Raw genomic sequence first — 13099 nt, 5'->3', positions numbered from 1 at the left:
GTGGTTTCCGCCGCCCTGTCTGCGGAGGCGGCGATCCGGGTGGCGCAATCGGGCGCTCCGGACGACGCGGGGTTTGCCCCGCACGAGTAACGTATGGAGTGGATATGGGCGTTTTCGCACGACTTCTCAGGAGGTCGAAGGCCACGGAGGAGGCGTCAACCGCCGAGACGCAGGCCGACATCCGGACGGCCGAACCCCCGGCGGAGGAGGCGGGAGAGGCGAAGGAGTCGACCGACACCAAGGCCGAGGTCGAGATCGAGCCTCAGGTCGAGGGCAAGCCCGAGGTCGAGGTCGCCGAGACGCCGGGAGCCGGGGACGCGGACGGAGCGACGGCGACGGAGGCCGTCGAGGACGCCGCAACCGAGGGCGTCGAGATCCCCAAGCAGCAGTCCGCCGACGAGGCGGCCGACCGTGAGGCCGGTGAGGGCGCCCGCACGTAACTGCCCCGCGCGGGAAGGTGAACGATGGGTCTCCTGGACAACGTGAAAGCCAAGCTCAGCCCGGCCAAGGACAAGGTCTCCGGCCTCGCGCAACAGCACGGGGACAAGGTTCGGCACGGCCTCGACGAGGCCGCGAAGATCGTGGACGAGAAGACCAAGGGAAAGTACAGCGGCAGGATCCAGACGGGCACGGGCAAGGCCAGGGACGCCGTGGACCGACTCGCGCACAGGGACGGCACAGAGGGGCCGGGGGGCGGCAGCACGCCGCCGCCGGCTTCCTGAACGGCAGCACGGCACACCGACGGACGGCCGCGGGGCAGGACGCCCCCGGTCGGCCGCCCTTTCCCGCCCAGGACTCCTCTACCGCTCCTGCGGCTCCTCCAGCCGTCAGGACCAGGTCGCGACCACGTACCCCACGCCGTACGGCGCGTCCTCGTACAGCAGCGATCCTCCGAGGTCCGCGCCCTCGGCCGCGCCCGCGAGGACCTGCCAGCAGGCCCGGCCGGAGGCCTTCAGTTCGTACGCCGGCTCGGCGTCCAGCGCTTGCAGGGCCGCCACGTCGGCCGCGCCCAGCGCACGCGCGACCTCCGCGTCGAACGGGGCCGCGCGCTCGTCGAGGTAGCCGGGTGCCTTGAGCGTGCGACAGGCACTGGCGTCGCCCATCACCAGCAGCGCCACCCGCTCCGCCCGGGCGGCGATTTCCCTCCCGGTCTGAATACACCGCTCGGGCTCCAGAGGTTCCCCCACCCCGAGTCCCTCGATCGGGGCGTCGGACCAGGCGACGCGGTCCAACAGCCAGGCGGCGACGGCGAGTGAGGTCGGCAGCGGGCGCTGCGGGGCCGGCCCCCGCTCCGGTCCGAGCCGCACGTCCACATCCACGCCGAAGCCGCGGAACGAGCCGCGGGCGCCCTGCGGGTGCGGGCCGCGCCCCCTCTGCTCGGCCGGCCCCACGACGACGAGGCGGTCGGGCCGGGCCGCCGCGAGCACGCCCAGCGCGTCCGTGCAGGCGGCGCGGGCCCCGTCGAGCTCGGGCGCCGCCCCGGCGGCGACCGGCGGCACGAGAAGGGGCGGACACGGACAGACAGCGGCTGCTACAAGCATGATCGGCAGCCTACTTCCAGGCCCAGGGCCAGGACTCGGGATGGGTGCTCCACTCCAGTTCGCCGAGCCGGTACACCACGCGGAAGGTGGCCATCATGCCCTCGATGTGCGCGTAGTAGGCGTCCCCGTCACCGATCCGGTAGACCTGCCGACGCTTCTGGCGCAGACGGACGCCCGGGCGGTGGGTGCAGGCGATCTCGTACAGGCGGGCGCGGGCCTCTTCCCGGGTGCCCTCGAAGTGCGCCACCTCGTCGAGGTCCTGATGGTCCCCGAACCTGCGGTCGACCAAGATCACCCAACGCCCCATGCCCCGCCAGCCTCTCCTCGTGCCCGGCGGTGTGCGCTCAGTGCGCCGCGCAGCCGCCCGTGGCCGCCGGCAGCGGCTCGGGAATCCCGATCTTCGGGAGGCCCAGCATGACACCCGCGGGTTCGGCGGCCTCGGCCGCGTTCCGCTTCTCCCATGCGTCCCCCGCGCGCGTGCGGCGCACAGCGAGGACGGCGCCCTCGGCGAGGAGGTGGTGGGGGGCGGCGTAGGTGATCTCGACCGTGACCACGTCGCCGGGGCGGACCTCCTGGTCGGGCTTGGTGAAGTGGACCAGGCGGTTGTCGGGGGCGCGGCCGGACAGGCGGTGGGTGGCGCCGTCCTTGCGGCCCTCGCCCTCGGCGACCATCAGCTCCAGGGTGCGGCCGACCTGCTTCTTGTTCTCCTCCCAGGAGATCTCCTCCTGGAGGGCGACAAGACGCTCGTAGCGCGCCTGGACGACCTCCTTGGGAATCTGGTTCTCCATGGTCGCGGCGGGGGTCCCCGGACGCTTGGAGTACTGGAAGGTGAAGGCCTGCGTGAAGCGGGCCTCGCGGACCACGTGCATGGTCTGCTCGAAGTCCTCCTCGGTCTCGCCGGGGAAGCCCACGATGATGTCGGTGGTGATCGCCGCGTGCGGGATGGCGGCACGGACCTTCCCGATGATGCCCAGGTAGCGCTCCTGGCGGTACGAGCGGCGCATCGCCTTCAGGACCGTGTCCGAACCGGACTGCAGGGGCATGTGCAGCTGCGGCATGACGTTCGGCGTCTCGGCCATCGCCGCGATCACGTCGTCCGTGAAGTCGCGCGGGTGCGGGGAGGTGAAGCGGACGCGCTCCAGGCCCTCGATCGCGCCACACGCGCGCAGCAGCTTGCTGAACGCCTCGCGGTCGCCGATGTCGGAGCCGTACGCGTTGACGTTCTGACCGAGCAGCGTGATCTCGGAGACGCCCTCGCCGACCAGTGTCTCGATCTCGGCGAGGATGTCGCCGGTGCGGCGGTCCTTCTCCTTGCCGCGCAGGGCCGGGACGATGCAGAAGGTGCAGGTGTTGTTGCAGCCGACGGAGATCGACACCCAGGCCGCGTAGGCGCTCTCGCGCCGGGTCGGCAGCGTGGACGGGAACGCCTCGAGGGACTCGGCGATCTCGACCTGCGCCTCTTCCTGCACACGCGCGCGCTCCAGCAGGATCGGCAGCTTGCCGATGTTGTGCGTGCCGAAGACGACGTCCACCCAGGGCGCCTTCTTCACGATGGTGTCGCGGTCCTTCTGTGCCAGACAGCCGCCGACCGCGATCTGCATGCCGGGCCGCGAGGCCTTGCGCGGCGCGAGCCGGCCGAGGTTGCCGTAGAGCCGGTTGTCGGCGTTCTCCCGGACCGCGCAGGTGTTGAAGACGACGACGTCCGCGTCCCCGTCGGCGCCCTCGGGGGCGGGCACGTATCCCGCCTCCTCCAGCAGGCCGGACAACCGCTCGGAGTCGTGGACGTTCATCTGGCACCCGTAGGTACGGACTTCGTATGTCTTGGATGATCGAACGTCCACTGCCGGGCTCCGGTCGCTGCTGCTGGTCATGGGTCAAGGGTAGGCGCTCGCGGGAGATGCGAGACCCGGCCGCCTACGGCCGGCACGGGACCGCTGTGAGCCCGGGCACGCTCGGACCGCGGTCAGGCCGGCATGCCTCGCTCGGCCAGGCCGCCCTCGTAGGCGATGATGACCAACTGCGCGCGGTCCCGGGCGTGCAGCTTGGCCAGGAGGCTGCCGACGTGGGTTTTCACCGTGGGCATGCTGATGACGAGGCGTTCGGAGATCTCGTCGTTGGACGGCCAGAAGCAGCCGCGCCGCCAGCCGCGCCACGCCCGCCCGGATCCAGGCCGTCCTCCGGGTGGGCGCCGCCCTCGTCGCGTCGGCCGTGATCAGACGACGGCTCCGGCCGGCGCGCGCGGGACGCCGCTCGCGCCCAGCCAGGAGCCGTGGGACCCGAGTGCCGCCTGCGTGACCAGGTAGCCGAGGACGGTGACCGGGACGGAGACGCGAGCGGGGGTGGAGGGCGGACGCGCATGCCCGCGCGCTCGTGCGCGCGAGACAGGCCGCCAGGGCGGTGACGCTCATCTTCGCCGCGTCGAGGCGTCCGCGCCGGGGCACCGCGAGGAGGGAGACGCGCATCATGCCGGACGTGTGCTCGCCGGTGACGACGAGCACGCCGAACACGATCAGCGCCAGCTTGGCCGTAGAGAATGCCGTCGAGTTCGGCCTGCTCGGGGGCGAAGTCGGAGCGTGGGCTCGGGTTGTCGGACCAGCGCGTTCTTTGCGGACCTGCCGCCGAAGGCCACGATGAGGATGCTGACCACGGCGAACAGCAGCAGCCACACCTGGGTGCCGCGGATGCCGCGCAGCCTGGTGGTCTCGGCGTGTACGGCCGCGTGCGTCCCGGACACGGGAGTCCCTGCCTTCCTCACCTGTGGTACCTGCGTCGATGCCCCCGCCACGGGCGGCGCCCGCCTCACCGATGACCCCGAGGAAGGTGTCCTCCAACGATCCGGCGTGGGTGCTCCGTTCGTCCAGCGGGAAGCCGCCCTTCGCGGCGATCCGGCTGACGTCCGCGGCCGGCATCCCGACGACGTCGAGGCCAGCGCCGGAGATACGCGTCACGGTGGCGCCGTACATCTCCAACTCCCTTCCGAGTCTGTCCGGTTCGGGAGTGCGGACCCGGACGTAGGAGCGCCCGTGGCGCGCGAGGAACTCCGACATACCGGCGTCCGAAAGGCGTTGGCCGCGGCTGATGACGACCAGGTGATCGGCGACCAGGGCCATCTCGGTCATCAGGTGGCTGGAGACGAGGACGGTACGGCCTTCGTCGGCCATCGAGCGCAGCAGGTCGCGCAGCCGGCGGATGCCTCCCGTGTCCAGGCCGTTGACGCCCGGCGGCTCTTCCTCGCCGAGAAAACCGTGCGCAACCACGTCTCCCGCATCTTCACCAAGCTGGAGGTGCACGACCGGGCCGCCGCCGCACTGGGCGCTCGCGACGCCGGTTTCGGCAACCAGGCGGACGCCGTACTGCCCCAGCCCGCCTGACGAACTGAGCGGTCGCGCACCAGGCGGCCCCGGTCGGAGCGCTCGCCGTGTGCACCGCGCTGTCGACGGCCCCGGCACGGCCGGTGGAGTCATCGACCGGCACAACGTCGACGCGGACCTGGATCTTCGACGGGAGACGCGGGATCCGGCGCGTCGGCCAGGGGCGGGCAGATCTCTCCGTGCAGTGGGCCGCCGGACGGATGACGTGAATCACGTGAGGGGTGACACCAAGGGGCTTTGCATGACCATGCGCGGTGATGCATAATCTTCCTATGTCCAAGGTCCTCACGTCCCTCCCCGCCGGCGAGCGCGTCGGCATCGCCTTCTCCGGCGGTCTCGACACCTCCGTCGCGGTCGCGTGGATGCGCGACAAGGGCGCCATCCCCTGCACCTACACCGCGAACATCGGCCAGTACGACGAGCCCGACATCGACTCGGTGCCCGGTCGCGCGCAGGCCTACGGTGCCGAGATCGCGCGCCTGGTCGACTGCCGTGCCGCGCTGGTCGAGGAGGGACTGGCCGCGCTCACCTGCGGGGCGTTCCACATCCGTTCGGGCGGGCGGGCGTACTTCAACACCACGCCCCTGGGCCGCGCCGTCACCGGCACGCTCCTGGTCCGGGCGATGCTGGAGGACAACGTCCAGATCTGGGGCGACGGTTCGACCTTCAAGGGCAACGACATCGAGCGGTTCTACCGCTACGGCCTGCTCGCCAACCCGAACCTGCGGATCTACAAGCCCTGGCTGGACGCGGACTTCGTGACCGAGCTCGGCGGCCGCAAGGAGATGTCCGAGTGGCTGGTCGCGCACCAGCTGCCGTACCGGGACTCGACCGAGAAGGCGTACTCCACCGACGCCAACATCTGGGGCGCCACGCACGAGGCCAAGACCCTGGAGCACCTCAATACCGGCATCGAGACCGTCGAGCCGATCATGGGCGTCAGGTTCTGGGACCCGTCGGTCGAGATCGCGCCCGAGGACGTCACGGTCGGCTTCGACCAGGGCCGCCCGGTGACCATCAACGGCAAGGAGTTCGGCTCTGCCGTCGACCTGGTCATGGAGGCCAACGCGATCGGCGGCCGGCACGGCCTCGGCATGTCCGACCAGATCGAGAACCGGATCATCGAGGCGAAGAGCCGCGGCATCTACGAGGCGCCCGGCATGGCCCTGCTGCACGCGGCGTACGAGCGTCTCGTCAACGCGATCCACAACGAGGACACCGTCGCCCAGTACCACAACGAGGGCCGGCGCCTGGGCCGTCTCATGTACGAGGGCCGCTGGCTGGACCCGCAGGCCCTGATGATCCGCGAGTCGCTCCAGCGCTGGGTCGGCGCGGCGATCACCGGCGAGGTCACCCTGCGTCTGCGGCGCGGCGAGGACTACTCGATCCTCGACACCACGGGCCCGGCGTTCTCGTACCACCCGGACAAGCTGTCGATGGAGCGGACCGAGGACTCGGCCTTCGGCCCGGTGGACCGGATCGGCCAGCTCACCATGCGCAACCTCGACATCGCCGACTCCCGCGCCAAGCTGGAGCAGTACGCCGGCCTCGGCCTGATCGGCACCGGCAGCCCCACGATCGGCGCCTCCCAGGCCGCGGCCACAGGCCTGATCGGCACCATGCCGGAACTCCCCGAAGGCGGCGCCGAGGCGATCGCGTCCCGCGGCGAGGTCTCGGAGGACGAGGCCCTGCTGGACCGGGCGGCGATGGAGTTCGGCACGGACTGAGGCACCTCCGGACAGACCTGTTCACCTCGTGAGCGAGGCCGGTGCGACCGCGCACCGGCCTCTTCTCATGTCCGCCCCTCCCGCGACCGCATCAACGGCTGGATCCGCGTCCCGAACCTCTCGATGCCCTCGAGGAAGTCGTCGAAGACCAGCATGATCCCCTTGGTCCCCTCGACCCCGGCGACCTCGTCGAGCATGCGCGCGACACTCTCGTACGACCCGACGAGCGTCCCCATGTTGAAGTTGACGGCGCCCTCGGGCAGCACGATGGTGCGGGCCGTGGAGGAGTCGTCGGCGGTGGTGTCGGTGGCCGACTCCCCCGCCATGTAGGCGAGCGCCGCGTGGTCGGCGCCGTCGTGGTAGTCCTGCCACTTCGCGCGGGCGGCCTCGTCGGTCTCGTCGGCGATGACCATGAACAGGGAAAGGGCACCGACGTCACGGCCGGTCTCCCGCGCCGCCTCCACCAGCGTGGCCGCGCTGTCCGAGAAGGCCAGCGGTGTGTTCACCCCGCTGCCCAGGATGAAGTTGTAGTCGGCGTGCCCGGCGGCGAACCGCATGCCCGTGCCGCTCTGCCCGGCGGCCACGATGTCGATGCGCCCGTCCGTGGGCCGCGGCGAGAGCACGCAGTCGTCCATCTCGTAGAACTCGCCCTTGAAGTTGCTGACGCCCTCGCTCCACAGCTCCTTCATCACCGTCACGTACTCCACGGCCCGCGCGTACCGGTTGCCGAAGTGCTCGTCGCCGGGCCACACGCCCATCTGCGCGTACTCGCCGGGCGCCCAGCCGGTGACGATGTTGACGCCGAACCGCCCAGGGGCGATGGAGTCGACCGTGACCGCCATGCGCGCGACGATCGCCGGCGGCAGGGCGAGGATCGGCGTGGAGGCGTACAGCTTGATCCGCTCGGTGACCGCGGCCAGGCCCGCCATCAGCGTGAACGACTCCAGGCAGTGGTCCCAGAACTCGGTCTCGCCGCCGAAGCCCTTGAGTTTGATCATGGACAGGGCGAAGTCGAACCCGTGCTCCTCGGCCTTCTGCACGACCGCCTTGTTGAGCTCGAAGGTCGGCATGTACTGCGGGGAACTCTTGGAGATGAGCCAGCCGTTGTTGCCGATGGGGATGAAGACACCGATGTCCATGCCGCTCCTCATGATCGGAGACTGCCCGGTCCGACGGCACGGTACACGGCCGGTATTTCGGCAACTTCCTGTGAAGTATGGGTAGTTGAGGTAAAGGAGGGGTGGGAAACAGCTCGTCGGAAACTGTGAAGCAGGTTTCGAACGGAAACGGGAACGATAGGTTCCCTCCATGAACGCGCGGCTCGCTCTTCTCGGCACGGTCACCCCTGGAGCGACGGAGAGCGAGGTCTTCCGGCTGGCGCTCGGGCATGCGGTCGGCGAGCTGAGCGCGCTCGGCGGGGCCATGCACCTGCGCGGCCCGATGTCCGCGCTGCGTCTGGTGTCGTCCGTCGGTCTGCCGCCCGACCTCACCCGCTCCTTGGAGATCGTCGACCAGGAAGGCCCCCTGGCTCCGGCCCGCGCGCTCCAGCAGGGCGAGGGTGTCTGGGTGCCGCTGTCCCAGGACGCGCAGGACGAGGTTCCCTGGCCCGGCACCGGCCTCGCCGCCCTCCCGGTGTTCAGCGGCCGGCGCAGCATCGGCGCGCTGACCGTCCTGGCCGGCGACCGGGGCGAACCCACCCCGCAGCACTGGGACTTCCTGCGGGACGTCGTCGCCTGGACCGAGGACCGCATGGCCCAGGCACCACCGCCGTCCGGCCCCTCCCAGACGGAACTGGGCGGCGAACGGCTCCGGCAGGCCCTGAAGGAGGTTCAGGTCGGCTCGTGGGACTGGGACATCCGCAACGGTGATCTGATCTGGGACGAGGCCGCCCTGGCGTTGTACGGCACCCGCCCGACCGACTTCACCGGCCGGATCGACAACTGGATGCGGATCGTCCACCCCGACGATCTGGCACCCACGCTGGCGGCGGCGCAGCAGGCCATCCTCGACCACAGCGTCTTCGAGGCCGAGTACCGCGTACGGCGCCTGGACGGCACCTGGGGCTGGACGCAGGCCCGCGGCCGGGCCACCTACGACGAGCAGGGCGAGCCGCTCCGGATGATCGGGGTGGGCTGGGAGAGCAACGAGTCGCGCACCGCGCGCGACGCCCTCAGCAGGGCCCTGAGACACATGAGCGACGGCTTCCTCGCGGTGGACGACGAGTGGCGGATCACCTTCGCCAATCTGGAGGCGGAACGCTTCCTCGGCTTCTCCGAGGAGGAGCTGTTCGGTCGCCTGCTGTGGGACCTGCCGGCCACCCGGCAGGTCCCGGGCCTGAAGGAGGACTGTCTGGAGGCCGGGGCCCAGGAGAAGCCCGCCGGTTTCGACGTGTATCTCGCGGACTGCCGGCGGCGGCTGCATGTGCGGCTGGTGCCGGGCCCCGACGGCCGCACCCTGTACTTCCAGGACGTCACGGAGAAGCGCCGGCTGGCGGAGGAGCGACAGGCCACGGAACGGGCCGCGGCCGAGCGGGCGCAGCGCATCGCCGAGCTGACCACGGAGCTCGCCAAGGCGACGACGTCACGGGACGTGGTGGACGCGGTCGCCCGGCGGGTGCTGCCGCCGTTCGCCGCCTCCGGGCTGATGGTCCAGGTCAGCGAGGGCAACCGGCTCCACCACGTCGGTGCGGTCGGCTACCCCCAGGAATTCGTGGCCCTTCTCGACAGCCGCTCCCGGGCGGCGACCGGCGATCCCGCCTGGGACACGATCGCGTCCGGCCTCCCGCTGTTCATGTCCTCGGCACACGAGTACGCCGCCCGCTATCCCGAACTGGCCGGCTTCCCCGCCCGCGGCGAGAAGAAGTCCTGGGCCTTCCTGCCGCTGACGGCGTCCGGGCACACCTTCGGGGTGTGCGTGGTCTCCTTCGACCGGCCGCGGCTGCTCGACGACGAGGAACGCGCCCTGCTCACCACGATCACCGCTCTCGTCGCCCAGTCCCTGGAGCGGGCCCGCCTCTACGACGCCGAGCGCACCCGGTCCCGGGAACTCCAGCGCAGTCTGCTCCCCCAGGCGCTGCCCGACCTCCCCGCGTGCACGGCGGCCGCGCGCTACCTGCCGGCCGGACCGGGCGCGGACGTGGGCGGCGACTGGTACGACCTCATCCCGCTCTCCGGCGGACAGGTCGCGCTGGTCGTCGGCGACGTGATGGGCCACGGTCTGCCGGAGGCGGCCACCATGGGCCGGCTGCGCACCGCGGTGCACACCCTGGCCGACCTGGAGCTGCCGCCCGGCGAGATCCTCGGCCACCTCAACGACATCGTCGGCGGCATGGGCGAGGCGTCGTACGCCACCTGTCTGTACGCGCTCTACGACCCGACGACCCGGGTCTGCTCCATCGCCCGGGCCGGCCATCCACCGCCGGCTCTCGTACGGCCCGACGGCACCGTGCACTTCCCCGAACCGGACGCCGATCCCCCGCTGGGGGCCGCCAAGCCGCCGTTCGAGACGGCCGAGCTGGAGGTGCCCGAGGGCAGTCTGCTCGTGCTGTACACCGACGGGCTGGTGGAATCGGCGAAGCGGGAGATCGACGAGGGCATGGCGGAGCTGGCGCGGCTGCTCGGCGCCGCCCACGCCGACGGGACCGCCGTAGACCTTGAACGCCTGTGCGACACGTTGACGGCCGGCCTCCTGCCGACGGACCAGCAGGCGGCCGACGACGCGGCGTTCCTGGTCGCCCGCCTGCACGCGCTGCCGGCCGACCGGATGGCCGGCTGGTCCCTGCCCGAGGACCCGAAGGCGGCGAGCCAGGCCCGCCGCCACGTCCGTGAACAGCTCGCGGCCTGGGAGCTGGACGCCCTGTCCGCCACCACGGAGCTCCTGGTCAGCGAACTGGTCGGCAACGTCGTCCGGCACGCCCGCGGTCCCGTCCGCCTGCGCCTTCTGCACACCACCGAGCTGATCTGCGAGGTCTACGACGGCAGCCAGACCATGCCCCGCATCCGCCGGGCCACGGAGACCGACGAGGGCGGCCGGGGTCTGCAGCTCATCTCGGCCCTCTCCACCCGCTGGGGCGCCCGCTACACCCCCACGGGCAAGTGCATCTGGACGGAACAGTCCCTGCGGGGCCCGGACCGGCCGTCGGACGTGCTCTTCCTGAACCCCGGGGACTTCGACGAGGACTGGGACGCACTCCTGTGACGACGCGTGCCCGTTCGGCCCAGCACAACGGGCCGGACGCCGGGGCGCGTCCCTAGGGTCGCGGTGACGGCTGTTCAGGCCCCACCCGAAAGGCACGACCCATGGGAATACGCACCACACTCACCGGCGCCGCGATGGCGGTCCTGGCCACCGCGGGACCGCTGACGGGCGTCGCACACGCTGAAGGCGACCTGGACTGCGCCGACTTCCGCTTCCAGGAGGACGCGCAGGCGGTGTTCGACCTCGACCCCACCGACGCCGACCGGCTCGACGAGGACCAGGGACGGGACGACGGCATCGCCTGTGAGGTGCTGCCCCGAAGGGGCACCGAGGCCGTGAGCGTGGCCACGCCTCTTCCGACGCTCGGTGTCCAGGGCGGGTCCGGTGGCAGCGTGGGCCCGGCCGGCTTCGAGCGGGCGGTCGGGGGGGCGCTGGCACTCGGCGGGGCCGGGCTCGCGGGTGCGTACGTGGTGCGGCGGCGTCGGGCCACACAGCCGCAGACCCGCCTCAAGGGTCGATGAGCCCTGCCCGTATCGCATACCGGGTCAGCTCCAGCCGGTCCCGCATCCCCAGCTTGTGCAGCAGATTCGCGCGATGCCGCTCGACCGTCTTCGCGCTGATGAACAGCAGCTCGCCGATCTCCTTCGTGGTGTGCCCCTCGGCGACGAGCTTGAGGATCTCCTCCTCGCGCTCGGTGACGGCCCGCGCGGGAAGGTCGTCACCGCGGTGCAGCCGGTCGAGGTAGGAGCGGACGAGGGCCCGCTCGGCCCCGGGGTAGACGAAGGACTCGTCGCGCACGGCGGCCCGGCACGCCTCGACGAGATCGCGGTCGGCGACGGACTTGAGGACGTATCCGCTCGCCCCGGCCTTGAGGGCCTCGAAGAAGTACTGCTCGTTGTCGTACATCGTCAGGATCAGGATCCGCAGGTCCGGCAGCCGCCGGGACAGCTCGCGAGCCGCCTGGAGCCCGGTCATCCGTGGCATGGCGATGTCCAGCACGGCGAGATCGACCTCACGCGCGCGTGCCAGCTCCACCGCCTCCGCGCCGTCGCCCGCCTCGGCCACGACCGTGAGGTCCGGCTCGCCCTCGAGAATCAGCCGCACCCCCCGCCGTACGAGAGTGTGGTCGTCGGCGAGCAGCACACGGGTCGGCCCGGACATCAGCGCACCCCCGCCGCGACCGGTATCCGCAACCGCACATCCGTCCCCCGCCCGGGCCCCGGCGCCACCGAGAACACCGCCCCCACCAGCAGCGCCCGCTCCCGCATGCCCTGTATCCCGGCTCCCTCGACCGCCCCGCCCAGCCCGCTGCCGTTGTCGCGCACGAGGAGCTCGACACCCCCGGCGACCAGCTGGAGCCGTACCTCGGCCCGGTCGGCGGCAGAGTGCCGCGCGGTGTTGGTCAGGCCCTCCTGGGCCACGCGGTAGACGACCAGTTCCGACTCCTCGGTCAGCCGGGGCAGATCGCCCCCGACGTGATGGCGCACGGTCAGCCCGTGCGTGGTGAACTCGGCCGCCAGGGAGCGCAGCGCACTCGGCAGCCCGAGCTCCTCCAGCACCCCGGGCCGCAGTCGGCGCGCGATCCGGCGGATCTCGTCCAGACCGGCCCGAGTGGCCTCCTGCGCCTGTCCCACGTCCTCCCGCAGCTCCTCCGGCGCCCGGTCGGCGACTCGCTTCAGCTGGAGCAGAACGGCGGTCAGCGTCTGCCCGACCTCGTCGTGCAGCTCACGCGCGATGCGATGCCGCTCCCTCTCCTGCGCGGAGAGCGCGTGGGCCGCGCCGGTCGCCCGCTCGGCCTCCAGCCGGTCGAGCATGGTGTTGTACGTCGTGATCAGCGCGGCCGTCTCGGAAGGACCGGAGACGGGCGCACGCACCCCGGGGCGCAGCAGATCAGCGGCTGCCATGGCCCGCCCCAGCCGCTGGAGCGGGACGAGCCCGACCCGCAGCACGACAGCGTTGGCGGCCAGCAGCAGAGCGAGCCCCCCGAGGACGACCACGGCCTCCCCCTGCCGGACGGGCGTCGACACGGTGACCGGCCCCAGCAGCAGCGCGGCGGCGACGACGAGGCCCACGGCGTTGAGCGAGAAGATCCGCCAGAACAGCGACACGGTCCTGCCCTCGCCCCTCTCGTACGACGCTCGAGGAGCCAGTCTCGCCGGGCCCCGCCGCTCGCGTATATCCGTCACGTCACCCATGTCGCCACCGTACGGGGACCTGGCAGCATGCGAACCCGGCACCCGTGACCACACGAACCACAAGGGGA

General features: G+C 71.6%; 12 protein-coding genes and 1 pseudogene. 6 read left to right on the top strand and 7 right to left on the bottom strand.

Annotated features, from left to right (window positions below; genetic code table 11):
• Positions 1-104 precede the first annotated feature (104 nt).
• Positions 105-440 carry a hypothetical protein gene (locus tag QF027_RS35235; RefSeq protein WP_306975497.1) on the top strand — a complete coding sequence of 112 codons (336 nt, stop codon included), beginning with the start codon at positions 105-107 and terminating at the stop codon, positions 438-440.
• Between the two features lie 24 nt (positions 441-464).
• The gene (locus tag QF027_RS35230) at positions 465-722 is read left to right on the top strand and encodes an antitoxin (protein WP_306975499.1); all 258 of its coding nucleotides are present in this window, start codon (positions 465-467) and stop codon (positions 720-722) included.
• A 105-nt stretch (positions 723-827) separates the two neighbouring features.
• Here the strand turns inward: QF027_RS35230 and QF027_RS35225 are convergent, their stop codons facing one another.
• From QF027_RS35225 to QF027_RS35210, 4 genes and pseudogenes are all read right to left on the bottom strand, one after another.
• Positions 828-1541, bottom strand: a complete 714-nt coding sequence (locus QF027_RS35225; protein ID WP_306975501.1) for a class III extradiol dioxygenase subunit B-like domain-containing protein — start codon at positions 1539-1541, stop codon at positions 828-830.
• Positions 1542-1551: 10 nt separating this feature from the next.
• Positions 1552-1836 (bottom strand): hypothetical protein, encoded by a 285-nt coding sequence (locus tag QF027_RS35220; protein ID WP_306975503.1) that lies wholly within the window; start codon positions 1834-1836, stop codon positions 1552-1554.
• Between the two features lie 49 nt (positions 1837-1885).
• Positions 1886-3412 (bottom strand): tRNA (N6-isopentenyl adenosine(37)-C2)-methylthiotransferase MiaB, encoded by a 1527-nt coding sequence (gene miaB, locus QF027_RS35215; protein ID WP_306975505.1) that lies wholly within the window; start codon positions 3410-3412, stop codon positions 1886-1888.
• Positions 3413-3504: 92 nt separating this feature from the next.
• Positions 3505-3660 (bottom strand): annotated as a pseudogene (locus QF027_RS35210) (response regulator transcription factor); the annotation flags it as partial.
• A gap of 511 nt (positions 3661-4171) precedes the next feature.
• Between QF027_RS35210 and QF027_RS35205 the strand changes: the two are divergent.
• Positions 4172-4912 carry a LuxR C-terminal-related transcriptional regulator gene (locus tag QF027_RS35205; protein WP_307079156.1) on the top strand — a complete coding sequence of 247 codons (741 nt, stop codon included), beginning with the start codon at positions 4172-4174 and terminating at the stop codon, positions 4910-4912.
• A gap of 272 nt (positions 4913-5184) precedes the next feature.
• A complete protein-coding gene (argG, locus tag QF027_RS35200; RefSeq protein ID WP_306975512.1) occupies positions 5185-6639 on the top strand; it encodes an argininosuccinate synthase in 1455 nt (484 codons plus the stop codon).
• Positions 6640-6704: 65 nt separating this feature from the next.
• Here argG and rutA read toward each other — a convergent pair whose 3' ends face one another.
• The gene (gene rutA, locus QF027_RS35195; RefSeq protein WP_307082607.1) at positions 6705-7778 is read right to left on the bottom strand and encodes a pyrimidine utilization protein A; all 1074 of its coding nucleotides are present in this window, start codon (positions 7776-7778) and stop codon (positions 6705-6707) included.
• 169 nt (positions 7779-7947) lie between these two features.
• On the opposite strand from rutA, the gene QF027_RS35190 reads away from it, so the two are divergent.
• Positions 7948-10836, top strand: coding sequence for a SpoIIE family protein phosphatase (locus QF027_RS35190; RefSeq protein ID WP_306975514.1), 2889 nt, complete (start codon positions 7948-7950; stop codon positions 10834-10836).
• A gap of 101 nt (positions 10837-10937) precedes the next feature.
• On the top strand, positions 10938-11357 hold the full coding sequence (locus QF027_RS35185; protein ID WP_307079154.1) for a hypothetical protein: 420 nt from the start codon (positions 10938-10940) through the stop codon (positions 11355-11357).
• Here the strand turns inward: QF027_RS35185 and QF027_RS35180 are convergent.
• Both QF027_RS35180 and QF027_RS35175 read right to left on the bottom strand, forming a co-directional pair.
• Complete coding sequence (locus QF027_RS35180; protein ID WP_069761575.1) at positions 11344-11997, bottom strand: response regulator; 654 nt, start codon at positions 11995-11997, stop codon at positions 11344-11346. The two genes, QF027_RS35185 and QF027_RS35180, sit on opposite strands and share 14 nt — an antisense overlap.
• The gene (locus tag QF027_RS35175) at positions 11997-13031 is read right to left on the bottom strand and encodes a HAMP domain-containing sensor histidine kinase (RefSeq protein ID WP_307079152.1); all 1035 of its coding nucleotides are present in this window, start codon (positions 13029-13031) and stop codon (positions 11997-11999) included. The genes QF027_RS35180 and QF027_RS35175 overlap by 1 nt, the downstream gene beginning before the upstream one ends.
• Between the last annotated feature and the right edge of the window lie 68 nt (positions 13032-13099).

The organism is Streptomyces canus, assembly GCF_030816965.1.
GTDB lineage: Bacteria > Actinomycetota > Actinomycetes > Streptomycetales > Streptomycetaceae > Streptomyces > Streptomyces canus_E.
This window is presented reverse-complemented; position numbering and strand designations above follow the sequence as displayed.

What these genes read in the sequence shown, in the direction of transcription:
- QF027_RS35235 (WP_306975497.1), top strand. Translation starts at nt 105, where the DNA reads ATGGGCGTTTTCGCACGACTTCTCAGGAGGTCGAAGGCCACGGAGGAG.
- QF027_RS35230 (WP_306975499.1), top strand. Translation starts at nt 465, where the DNA reads ATGGGTCTCCTGGACAACGTGAAAGCCAAGCTCAGCCCGGCCAAGGAC.
- QF027_RS35225 (WP_306975501.1), bottom strand. Translation starts at nt 1,541, where the DNA reads ATGCTTGTAGCAGCCGCTGTCTGTCCGTGTCCGCCCCTTCTCGTGCCG.
- miaB (WP_306975505.1), bottom strand. Translation starts at nt 3,412, where the DNA reads ATGACCAGCAGCAGCGACCGGAGCCCGGCAGTGGACGTTCGATCATCC.
- QF027_RS35205 (WP_307079156.1), top strand. Translation starts at nt 4,172, where the DNA reads ATGAGGATGCTGACCACGGCGAACAGCAGCAGCCACACCTGGGTGCCG.
- argG (WP_306975512.1), top strand. Translation starts at nt 5,185, where the DNA reads ATGTCCAAGGTCCTCACGTCCCTCCCCGCCGGCGAGCGCGTCGGCATC.
- rutA (WP_307082607.1), bottom strand. Translation starts at nt 7,778, where the DNA reads ATGGACATCGGTGTCTTCATCCCCATCGGCAACAACGGCTGGCTCATC.
- QF027_RS35190 (WP_306975514.1), top strand. Translation starts at nt 7,948, where the DNA reads ATGAACGCGCGGCTCGCTCTTCTCGGCACGGTCACCCCTGGAGCGACG.
- QF027_RS35185 (WP_307079154.1), top strand. Translation starts at nt 10,938, where the DNA reads ATGGGAATACGCACCACACTCACCGGCGCCGCGATGGCGGTCCTGGCC.
- QF027_RS35180 (WP_069761575.1), bottom strand. Translation starts at nt 11,997, where the DNA reads ATGTCCGGGCCGACCCGTGTGCTGCTCGCCGACGACCACACTCTCGTA.
- QF027_RS35175 (WP_307079152.1), bottom strand. Translation starts at nt 13,031, where the DNA reads ATGGGTGACGTGACGGATATACGCGAGCGGCGGGGCCCGGCGAGACTG.